Here is a 10,468-nt window from a genome sequence, read left to right as displayed (position 1 = left end):
TCGCCACCGTCCTGATCTTCCTGGTCGCGGTCACCGTGATCGCGGGACTGGCCGACGCCGCCAAGGTCTTCGAGGTCGCCGCCCGGGAAGCGGCCCACCTCGGCCGGGGCCGGGTCTGGCGCCTCTGGTTGCTCGTGGTCGCGCTTGCCACCGCGCTCACGATCGTGCTCTCCCTCGACACCTGCGCGGTGCTGCTGACTCCGGTCGTTCTAGCGATGGCACGGCAGCTCGACATCCCGCCGAAGCTGTTCGCCTTCACCACGGTCTGGCTCGCCGGTACTGCCTCGCTCCTGCTCCCGGTGTCGAATCTGACGAACCTCCTCGCGCTGCATCGTTTCGATCAGCTCGGCCTCGGCTTGCAGGACTACATCGGCCTGAGTTGGCGACCGGCCATCGTCGCTGTGGTGATCACGGTCGCTCTGCTGGCCCTGTTGTTCCACCGGGACCTCCGCCGCCAGTACGTCGTACCGGAGACTCCTCACCTGGACGACAAGGTGTTGTTCTGGGGATGCGCCGGGGTCTGCCTCGCACTCGGTCCCGCCTTCGTCAGCGGTGTCGACGTCGCCTGGCCCGCCAGTGCGGGCGCTGTGATCCTGGTCGCCCTCTTCACCGTACGGCGCCGCGCCGAGCTGACGTGGTCCCTGGTCCCATGGCGACTGGTGATCACCGTGGTCGGGCTGTTCCTCGTCGTCGCCGCGCTCACCGCCCACGGCCTCGAAGACGTCCTCCGCGACGTGGCAGGCAGCTCGAGCAACCTCCTAGGCGACCTCCGCCTCACAGGAACCTCGGCACTCGGCGCGAACGCAGTCAACAACCTCCCGGCCTACCTCGCCATGGAACCCGTAGCCGCCGACGAGGGCCAACGGATGATGCTCCTCCTGATCGGCGTCAACTGCGGCTGCCTCCTGACCCTGTGGGGATCCCTGGCCACCCTCTTGTGGCGCGACCGCTGCATCGCCGCCGGCGTCCACATCTCCTGGTGGTCCTTCCTCTGGCGAGGCCTCCTCCTGACCCCCCTCGTCCTCGCCGCCACAGTCCTCACCCTCCACTGGGGCATGCAATAGTGCGGGCATGAGCGAGGAACAGAGCACCTCGGAGTCCACTCGTACGTTTCGCGCGGCCCGTGACTTCCTGCTCGCGCATCGGGAGGATTACGAGACGGCGTACCGGGATTTCAGTTGGCCTCTGTTCGATCGGTTCAACTGGGCGCGGGACTGGTTCGATGCGCTCGCCGTCGAGCAGCCGGAGGTTGCCGCGCTGACCATCGTCGAGGAGGACGGTGAGGTCAACTCGCTGACTTATGCCGAGATGGCGCAACGGTCGCGCGAGGTGGCTGGGTGGCTCACTCAGGCCGGGCTTCAGCCGGGTGATCGAGTGTTGATCGTGCTCGGCAACACCGTGCCGCTGTGGGAGGTGATGCTCGGCTGCATCCGGGCGGGCGCCGTGATGATCCCGGCGACCACTTTGCTCACCGACGCTGACTTGGCCGACCGCATCAGCCGTGGCGGCGTACGGGCTGTGGTGACGAGTGCTGCTGAGGCGCCGCGCTATGCAGGGATCGCCGACCACTGCATCCGCGTCGGTATCGGCGGGCCTGTTGAAGGCTGGCTCGACTACGAGGATTCGCGTGGGTACGACGGGCCGGTGCCCGACGTGGACACCGCGGCGAGTGACTCGTTGTTGCTGTACTTCACCTCGGGAACGACGAGTCAGCCGAAGTTGGTGGAGCACACCCAAGTGAGCTATCCGGTCGGGCATCTGTCCACGATGTACTGGATCGGCCTCCAGCCCGGCGACGTTCACCTGAACGTGTCGTCCCCCGGCTGGGCCAAGCACTCGTGGAGCAACGTCTTCGCGCCCTGGAACGCCGGCGCGACCGTCTTCCTCTACAACTACAGCCGTTTCGACGCCGAGAAGATGCTGCAGGTGCTGGCGACGTACGGCGTGACCACGTTCTGCGCGCCGCCGACCGTCTGGCGGATGTTGATCCAGGCCGACCTGTCGGCGGTCGACATACAGATCCGCGAGTGCATCTCGGCGGGCGAGCCGCTCAACCCCGAGGTGATCGAGCAGGTCCGCCACGCGTGGGGTATCACCATCCGGGACGGCTACGGCCAGACAGAGACGACCGCGCAGATCGGCAACACGCCGGGACAGCGGGTGAAGCTCGGTTCGATGGGCCGGCCGCTGCCCGGATACGCGATCGCCCTGGTCGATCCGTCCACGGACGAGGTCGGCGACGACGGCGAGATCTGCATCGAGCTCGCTCCCCCGCCGGTCCCGCTGATGCGCGGGTACCGGGACGCGGCCGACCTGACCGAGGAGTCGATGCGCGGCGGTTTCTACCACACGGGTGACGTCGCCAGCCGGGACAAGTCCGGATACATCACGTATGTCGGCCGCTCGGACGACGTGTTCAAGGCGAGCGACTACCGGATCTCGCCGTTCGAGCTCGAGTCGGTACTGATCGAGCATCCCGCGGTCGCGGAAGCTGCGGTGGTTCCATCGCCTGATCCAGTCCGACTTGCAGTACCCAAGGCGTACGTCGTACTGGCTGCTGGGCGGGAACCGTCGCGGGAGCTGGCTGCTGACATCCTGCAGTTCTGCCGCGACCACCTGGCACCGTACAAGCGGATCCGGCGGATCGAGTTCGCCGACCTGCCGAAGACGATCTCGGGCAAGATCCGCCGGGTCGAACTCCGCGCCGACGAGGCCGCGAAGGTCACCAACGGCGAGCGCGCCGCGAACGCGTACGACGAGTCGGACTTCCGCCAGGGCTGAACCGCCCCGCGGGTGCTGCGCAGCCCCGTCCGGGCTGCGTGCTGGAATGGCTTATGTCCTATGACACCGGGCTCGGCCTCGCGGCTGTGGTGGTTCTGCCACTGCTGGTCGCGATCGCTGTCGTGGCCTCGCGGCTGGCCTCGCTGCGGCACGAAAAGGGCATCGTCACCGCCGCCCTGCGTGCCGTCGTCCAGTTGGCGGTGGTCGGTGTGGTCGTCGGGTTCGCGCTGCAGTCGATCTGGGGATCGCTCGCCTTCATCCTGGTGATGATGATCGTCGCGACCATCACCAGCGCGCGCCGCATCCGGCACGTCGCGGTGGTGCCAGGCCAGTACGCGTACTGCGCTGCCGCGATCGGCGGGGGCGCGGCCGTAGTACTGCTGCTGCTCGTGCTCCCCGGGGTGGTCCCGCGCAATCCGGGAAGCATCCTCCCGATGGGCGGCATCATCGTCGGCGGCGCGATGAACGCCACCACGCTCGCGGGACGACGCCTGCTGTCGGAATACGGCGGTCGGTTCGGCGAGTTCGAGGCCGGGTTGTCCATCGGGCTGCTGCAGCCGGACGCGTTCAAGCTGGTTGCCGGGCCGGTCGCCGGGGACGCCCTGCTGCCCGCGCTCGACCAGACCCGGACAGTGGGGCTGGTGACGCTGCCCGGTGCCTTCGTCGGGATGGTGCTGGGCGGGGCCTCGCCCACGGCGGCGGCCGCGCTGCAGCTCGTCGTACTGATCGGACTGCTCGCCGCAGGATCGATCGCCATCCTGACGACCACCGAACTACTCGCCCGCTCGACGTTGCCGGACGGGCGTACCGTTTCGGTATGACCGACGACAAGAGCCTTCTGCACCGCATCGACGAACTGGTCGCCGAGGAGCACGAGCTCCGCACCAAGCACGCGGCCGGCGACGTCACCGACGAAGACGAGCGCACCCGGCTGCGTGCCCTCGAGGTCGAACTCGACCAGGTCTGGGACCTGCTCCGCCAGCGCCGCGCCAAGCGCGAGTTCGGCGAAGACCCCGAGTCCGCCGCGACCCGCCCATCAGACACCGTCGAGGGCTACCTGAACTAGAACCCGCGGAGTTTGTCCGGGGTGATGCGGATCAGGACCGAGTAGCTGTCGTGGAACTGCTCCGCCGTCATGCCCAGGCCGGTGATGGGTTCGTCGTACTTCGTGTTGTACGCCGTCCGCTCCTCGTCGCTGAGACCCTTCTCGTCGATCACGGCGTCTCCGGTGAGGACGCCGACGTCGCCACCGCTGTGCGTCGCGTTGAAGTTCACCGCGATCCGCGGGGCCGCCGAGATGTTGCGAAGTTTGGCCTTGTCCGGCTGGCTAGCGATCAGGACCTCGTCGCCGTGCCAGAGGAACCACACCGGCGTCGGCGCCGGCGTACCGGACTTGGCGACCGTAATCAGCCAGACCACCAACTCGTCGTCAAGCTGCCGCGCGATCCGCGCGCCGAAGTCGGTGGAGGTGTCGATCGAGATCATCTGAGCCCTTCCGTCGCCATCAGGACGGACCCAGCCGCCCCCACTCGATCGCCGGGCAACGGTTCATCACCATCGTCAGTCCCGCCGCCGTCGTGCGCGCGTAGGCCTCCGGATCCAGTACATCAAGCTGGAACCAGACCGCCCGCGCGTTGATTCCCACCGCCTCGTCGGCGATGCCACCAGCCAGCTCGGACCGGACGAACACGTCCACGCAGTCGACCTCGAACGGGATGTCGGCCAACCGCGCGTATCCCTGTTCGCCGTGCACCGTCGGCGCGGACGGATGCACCGGCACGATTCGCTTGCCGCGTCCCTGCAGGAACCGCGCCACGCCGTACGCCGCCCGGCTCGTGTTGTTCGACAGCCCCACCACGGCCCACGTCTCGCAATCGGCCAGGATCTTCCGGATGTCACCCTCAGCAGCCCAGTTCACATCCCCATCCTCCCTCCCCACACCAGGGCGCTTGCGTCCGAAGAAGTGGAGGGACAGGTCGCCAGTTCTTCGGACGTCAGGGCTCAGGAGCGGAGGTAGGTGAGGACGGCGGAGACGCGGCGGTCGAGGCCTTCCTCCAGGTGGAGTTTGGCGAAGATGTTGCCGACGTGCTTGCGGACCGCGGCCTCGCTGACCACCAGCCGCTCCGCGATCGACGCGTTCACCCGGCCTTCCGCCATCAGCGCCAGCACCTCCAGCTCACGCGGGGTCAGCGCCGCCAGCGGACCATCGTCCCGCCGTCGCGCGAGCAACTGGCGAACCACTTCCGGGTCGACCACGGTGCCACCTTCGGCCACCCGGTCCAGCGACGCCAGGAACTCCGTCACGTGCCCGACGCGATCCTTCAGCAGGTAGCCGATTCCCCCGGTCGTTGTCTCGAGCAACGACGAGAGGTAGGCGTCCGCGACGTACTGGGACAGCACCAGGATGCCGATGTCCGGTAGCTCGGCGCGGATCGCGGCCGCCGCCCGCAGGCCCTCGTCGCTGTGCCCGGGTGGCATCCGTACGTCGGTGATCACCACGTCCGGAGGACTCTTGCGAACCACGGCCAGCAACGTGTCCGCGTCGCTGACGGCATCGCGGACCTCGTGACCGGCGCGATCCAGGATGCTCGCCAGCCCCTCCCGCAACAGCATCGAATCCTCGGCCAGCACAATGCTCAGTCGTCGAGCCGGCACGGACACTCCATCCTCAATCGGGTCGGCCCACCAGTGGGGCTGGACAGGTCGAGTGTGCCGCCCAAGGCGTCCAGCCGCGTCACCAGCCCGGTGATTCCGGTCCCCGCGGCCGGATCCGCGCCCCCGACCCCGTCATCCATCACCGTGACGACCAACCGGTCGCCGTCGGTCCAGCCGTCCACCTCGCACCGGGTCGCCTGCGCATGCTTGGCCACGTTCCCGAGCGCCTCACTGACCACGAAGTACGCCGCCGCCTCGATCGGCGCCGGCAACCGCCCCGGCAGACTCACCTGTACTGCGACAGGCAGCGGACTCCGATCAGCAACCCCCCGTACTGCGGCCTCCAGGCCATGATCGACCAGGACGCGCGGGTGGATCCCCCGGACGGCCTCCCGCAGATCCGCCAGCGCGGCCTCGGCCTCACTGTGAGCCTTGACGACCAGCCGCCGTCCCTCCCCATCCGGCAGGTCGAGCTCGGCCAGCCCCAGCGTCATCGTCAGCCCGACCAGCCGCTGCTGCACCCCATCATGCAGATGCCGCTCGATCCGGGCCCGCTCTGTCTCGAACGCGTCGACCAGATCCAGCCTCGAGCGGCGCAGCGCGGCGACGTTGCGCCGCAACTCCTCCTCCCGCGGGCCCAGGAGCGCCTTGGCCAGCTCGGCCTCCGCCGCCGCGAAGCAGCCGAGCAGGTAGGAGCTGACGACGTAGAAGGGCGGACCGAAGAGGACCAGGAAGACAGCGCCCTCCCACGGATCGTTCAGGATCCAGGGCCCCATCGCCATCTCGTCCAACCCGGCGATGACGGGCGCCGCGAGGGTGATGCCGAGAATGGCCGCGCACATCCCGGCAACGACGGTGCTCAACGGCCAGATCAGCACCCCGAGCAGGACGCCGTACCCGAGGGCCCGCAGCGACGCCTGCTCGCGCCGCCGGAACCTCGACCGCTCGCGCCGGGAGATGGTCGCCGGCATCACCGCATGCGGGCTGCGGATGCCACCCGGGACCATCAGCTGGGCCCGCCACCGCTCGACGATGCCGATCAGCACGCCGACCAGGGGGAAGGCCGTGAGCAGCAGGACTCCCACGATCAGCGGGCTCAGGGCCACGCTGACGACGCCGCCGACCAGCAGGACGGCGATGGTGAGCACCCCGACCGGGACCGAACTGAGCAGGTAGGCATAACTCCGCCACGGCCAGGACGAGACCAGGAAGCGGCGCGAGGCCAGAGCTGCCCACGCACTGTCCGGTCTCTTCACCCGCCCAACCCTAGGGCCGGAGCAGTCCTGAAGGCGGTAGCTTGCGCGCTACCGCAGGAGTCCCCCGTGGGCCAGGGTGGAAACGGCCGCGGAAGCGTTGGCTGGAACCATGACCAGCACCGCGCCGACGCGCCAGTACGCCGAACCGAGTGAAACGCCCGCCCTGCTCCTGGACGGGATCACCAAAACCTACCGGTCCAAGGCCGGTACGGTCGATGCGCTGCGAGGCGTGACGCACCAGTTCGCCCGTGGCTCCTTCACCGCCGTGATGGGCGCGTCCGGGTCGGGCAAGTCGACCTTGCTGCAGTGCGCGGCCGGGCTCGACCGGCCGACCACCGGCGCGGTCCTGCTCGGTGGGGTCGGCCTGCAGGACCTCAGTGAGGTCGAGCTGACCAAGCTCCGCCGCCAACAGATGGGCTTCGTCTTCCAGGCCTACAACCTGCTCCCCGCGCTGACCGTGTACGACAATGTCGCCCTCCCGCTCCGCCTCACCGGGCGCCGGCCGCGCCGCGAGGTGGTGGACCAGGTCCTCGCCCAGGTCGGACTCGAAGGCAAGGCCCGCCGCCGCCCGGCGGAGCTTTCCGGTGGTCAGCAGCAACGCGTCGCGATCGCCCGCGCGCTGGTCACCAAGCCCGCGGTCTTCTTCGCCGACGAGCCGACCGGAGCGCTCGACAGCAGCACCAGCCGGCAGATCCTCGGCTTGTTGCGGGAGGCAACCGACCTGGCCGGCCAGACGGTGGTGATGGTGACCCACGACCCGGTCGCCGCCGGGTACGCCGAACGGGTGCTGTTCCTGTCCGACGGCCTGGTCGCGGGCTCGCTGGACCGCGGAACTCCGCAGCAGATCGCCGCCGCGATGAGTGAGCTGGAGGAGCGCTGATGTTCTTCCTCAGCCGTCAAACGGTACGCCGTCATCTGCCCCTGTACGCCGGTTCGTTCGTGGCGCTCGCTGTCGGGGTGTTCCTGCTCGGCCTGGCCGCCACCGCGACCGCAGCCACCCTCGCCTACCACGGGCCGATCGCCGACAGCGTCCTGGTGGACCTTCCCGGCGGGGGCGGCGTACAGCCGCACCAGCAGCGGGTCACGCTGTCCGGCGCGGACACCGCCGGCCTGCAGGTCGTCCTTTCGCTGATGGCGGCGATGAGCGGATTCATCACGATCTTCGTCATCGCCAGCACCTTCGCCTTCGCGGTCGCAGCGCGTCGCCGGGAGGTCGGGCTGCTCCGGCTGATCGGAGCGACTCCGCGGCAGGTCCGCAGGATGGTGCTCGGCGAGGCTTTGGTGGTGGCTCTGGTCGCCTCGCTGACGGGGGCGGCGCTGGCGCAGTTGGCCACCCCGTTGCTGCTGGCGAAGGCGTCGTACACAGATCTCGCACCGGTCAAGCTCGAATCGGCGAGCCCGTGGTTGCCGCTCGGGATCACCGTCGCCATCGGTCTCGTCGTCGCCTTGCTGGGGGCCAGATCCGCCGCCCGCCGGGCCGGCCGGGTGGGACCGGTCGAGGCCCTGCGGGAAGCGGCGCTGGAACCGCCGCGGATCGGTGTGGTCCGGATCGGTTTCGGACTGGTCTTCCTGGCAGCGGCGATCGTGATGCTGGCGCTGATCCGGCCGGGCACGGGTGAAGCGGTGATGCCGCTCGCCCTGTTCTCGCCGATGATTCTCGTCATCTCGCTGACCCTGCTCGGCCCGCTGGTGGTGCCCTGGATCGGACGTCTCTGGGCCATCCCGTTGGTCCGCTGGACCAGCGCATCCGGGCGGCTGGCGCGGAGCAATGTCGTCGCGGCGCCCCGCCGGAGCGCTTCGCTCGCGGCGCCGATCCTGAGTATCTCCGCGATCGCCGGCTCGATGGTCCTCAGCCTGAGCTTCGCCGCCGACGCCTCCAGTGCGATCGTCCGCGACATGCTGACCGCTCCGATCGTCATCACCGCACCGGAGAATGCGGGAAAGCTGGCAGAGCGCATTCGCTCGACGCCGGGCGTCGCCGAGGCCGACGGCGGGATCAGCGTCGGCATCATCCGCGCGGACGGCGACTCCGCGCAACTCGCGGACGGCGAAGGCATCGATCCGGCCGTCGCCGCGCGGACCCGCAATCTGACCCCGATCACCGGCGACCTGGCGCAGCTCACCGGCAAGACCGTCGCCATCGGCAAAGAAATGGCGAGTTCCGCGCACTACCGGGTCGGCAGCGAGATCCCGGTGGTCTTCGCCGACCGTACGAAGGACAGCCTTCGGGTCGTCGCCATCGTCCCGGACGGGTCCGGAGTCAACGGACCCCTGCTGGTCCCGGTCGAACTCGCCCGGCAGCACGCTCCTCAGGCCGAGCCGGAACACTGGTTCATCCAACCCGTTGACGGTGTCGAGCCGGCCCAGCTGATGGGCGCGCTCGATCGGCAACTGACCGGCACCGGAGCGCAGGTAGTACGGGCCGAAGAGTGGGAGCGGCAACAGGATGACGGTGTGCGGAAGTCGAATCAGCTGGGACTGATCATGCTGATCGGTCCGGCCGCGCTCTACAGCGGGATCGCGATCGCGAACACGCTGTTGATGGGCAGCCTGCAGCGACGCCACGAATTCGTCACCTCGAGGCTGCTCGGCGCGACACCCGCCCAGATCCGCCGGATGGTGCTCTGGGAGTCGACGCTGGTCGGGGCGGTCGCGCTCACTCTCGGAACGGCGATCACGGTCACGGCCGCAGTACTCCTGAGGCATGCGATGACTGTTGGGATGACCCAGGTGCCGATGACCGTCCCCTGGGGGACCCTGCTCGGGATCGCGGCCGTCTGCATGGTCCTGGCCGTCGGATCCGCCCTGGTCCCGACCGGGTTCATCCTGCGCCGGTCGCACCCGTCAGGAGCTGTCGAGTAGCCTCCGGCCAGCCAACATACGATAAAGCTGGGTCGCTGCCGTGGTTCACGGTGCGGACCGGGGACAATGGGCGCTGCCGCCGGACCGCCGCCGGCGCGTCCCGACCAGGCATCGAGGAGCACGTAGAACCGCATGGCACGCCGGACCAGCAGTACCGCCGAACCGGAGGACTTCGAGGAGCGCATCCTCGACGTCGACGTCTCCGACGAGATGCGCACCAGCTTCCTGGAGTACGCCTACTCGGTGATCTACTCCCGGGCGCTCCCGGACGCCCGGGACGGCCTCAAGCCGGTCCAGCGGCGGATCCTGTTCTCGATGGCGGAGAACAACATCCGGCCCGATCGCGGTCACGTGAAGAGCGCCCGCGTCGTCGGTGAGGTCATGGGTAAGTACCACCCGCACGGCGACGGCGCGATCTACGACGCCCTCGTCCGCACCGCCCAGCCCTGGTCGATGCGGGTCCCCCTGATCGACGGCCACGGGAACTTCGGCTCTCTCGACGACGGCCCGGCCGCGATGCGGTACACCGAGTGCCGGATGGCTCCGCCGGCGGTCGCGATGACGAACGGCCTGGACGAGGACGTCGTCGACTTCAAGCCGAACTACGACGGCCGGGAGGAAGAGCCGTCGGTGCTGCCGGCCGCCTTCCCGAACCTGCTCGTCAACGGCGCCGCCGGGATCGCGGTCGGGATGGCCACCAACATGGCCCCGCACAACCTGGTCGAGGTGATCCAGGCGCTGCGGCACCTGATCAAGACGCCGAAGGCCGACCTGGACGACCTGATGCGGTTCATCCCCGGTCCGGACCTGCCGACCGGCGGCAAGATCGTCGGCCTGGAAGGCATCAAGGACGCCTACGCGACCGGCCGCGGCAGCTTCAAGATGCGCGCCACCGCCCGGATCGAGAACGTCAC

The 10,468-nt window shown here is 69.0% G+C and carries 11 protein-coding genes; 7 read left to right on the top strand and 4 right to left on the bottom strand.

Features of this window, described 5'->3' with window-relative positions:
- From VFG33_RS33355 to VFG33_RS33340, 4 genes are all read left to right on the top strand, one after another.
- Positions 1-1,064: ArsB/NhaD family transporter (locus VFG33_RS33355; protein ID WP_325056988.1), on the top strand; the 1,064-nt coding region annotated here is incomplete at its 5' end.
- Positions 1,065-1,071: 7 nt separating this feature from the next.
- Positions 1,072-2,781 (top strand): AMP-binding protein, encoded by a 1,710-nt coding sequence (locus tag VFG33_RS33350; protein ID WP_325056987.1) that lies wholly within the window; start codon positions 1,072-1,074, stop codon positions 2,779-2,781.
- 53 nt (positions 2,782-2,834) lie between these two features.
- A complete protein-coding gene (locus VFG33_RS33345; protein ID WP_325056986.1) occupies positions 2,835-3,602 on the top strand; it encodes an ABC transporter permease in 768 nt (255 codons plus the stop codon).
- Positions 3,599-3,847, top strand: coding sequence for a DUF2630 family protein (locus tag VFG33_RS33340; protein WP_325056985.1), 249 nt, complete (start codon positions 3,599-3,601; stop codon positions 3,845-3,847). The genes VFG33_RS33345 and VFG33_RS33340 overlap by 4 nt, the downstream gene beginning before the upstream one ends.
- On the opposite strand, the gene VFG33_RS33335 is transcribed toward VFG33_RS33340, so the two are convergent.
- From VFG33_RS33335 to VFG33_RS33320, 4 genes are all read right to left on the bottom strand, one after another.
- Positions 3,844-4,266 carry a TIGR03667 family PPOX class F420-dependent oxidoreductase gene (locus tag VFG33_RS33335; RefSeq protein ID WP_325056984.1) on the bottom strand — a complete coding sequence of 141 codons (423 nt, stop codon included), beginning with the start codon at positions 4,264-4,266 and terminating at the stop codon, positions 3,844-3,846. The genes VFG33_RS33340 and VFG33_RS33335 overlap by 4 nt on opposite strands.
- Before the next feature lie 19 nt (positions 4,267-4,285).
- Entirely contained in the window at positions 4,286-4,699 is a 414-nt protein-coding gene (locus VFG33_RS33330) for a CoA-binding protein (RefSeq protein WP_325056983.1), read from the bottom strand.
- Positions 4,700-4,782: 83 nt separating this feature from the next.
- Positions 4,783-5,436: a response regulator gene (locus VFG33_RS33325; RefSeq protein WP_325056982.1), complete on the bottom strand. Its 654-nt coding sequence runs from the start codon at positions 5,434-5,436 to the stop codon at positions 4,783-4,785.
- Positions 5,418-6,692 (bottom strand): sensor histidine kinase, encoded by a 1,275-nt coding sequence (locus tag VFG33_RS33320; RefSeq protein ID WP_325056981.1) that lies wholly within the window; start codon positions 6,690-6,692, stop codon positions 5,418-5,420. Before VFG33_RS33320 ends, VFG33_RS33325 begins: the two co-directional genes overlap by 19 nt.
- A 109-nt stretch (positions 6,693-6,801) precedes the next feature.
- On the opposite strand from VFG33_RS33320, the gene VFG33_RS33315 reads away from it, so the two are divergent.
- The 3 genes from VFG33_RS33315 to VFG33_RS33305 form a co-directional block, all read left to right on the top strand.
- Positions 6,802-7,572 carry an ABC transporter ATP-binding protein gene (locus tag VFG33_RS33315; RefSeq protein ID WP_325056980.1) on the top strand — a complete coding sequence of 257 codons (771 nt, stop codon included), beginning with the start codon at positions 6,802-6,804 and terminating at the stop codon, positions 7,570-7,572.
- Positions 7,572-9,554 (top strand): FtsX-like permease family protein, encoded by a 1,983-nt coding sequence (locus tag VFG33_RS33310; protein ID WP_325056979.1) that lies wholly within the window; start codon positions 7,572-7,574, stop codon positions 9,552-9,554. The genes VFG33_RS33315 and VFG33_RS33310 overlap by 1 nt, the downstream gene beginning before the upstream one ends.
- 132 nt (positions 9,555-9,686) lie before the next feature.
- The coding region (locus VFG33_RS33305; RefSeq protein ID WP_325056978.1) for a DNA gyrase subunit A at positions 9,687-10,468 on the top strand (782 nt) is incomplete at its 3' end.

The sequence above is a fragment of the Kribbella sp. genome (assembly GCF_035687465.1).
GTDB lineage: Bacteria > Actinomycetota > Actinomycetes > Propionibacteriales > Kribbellaceae > Kribbella.
This window is presented reverse-complemented; position numbering and strand designations above follow the sequence as displayed.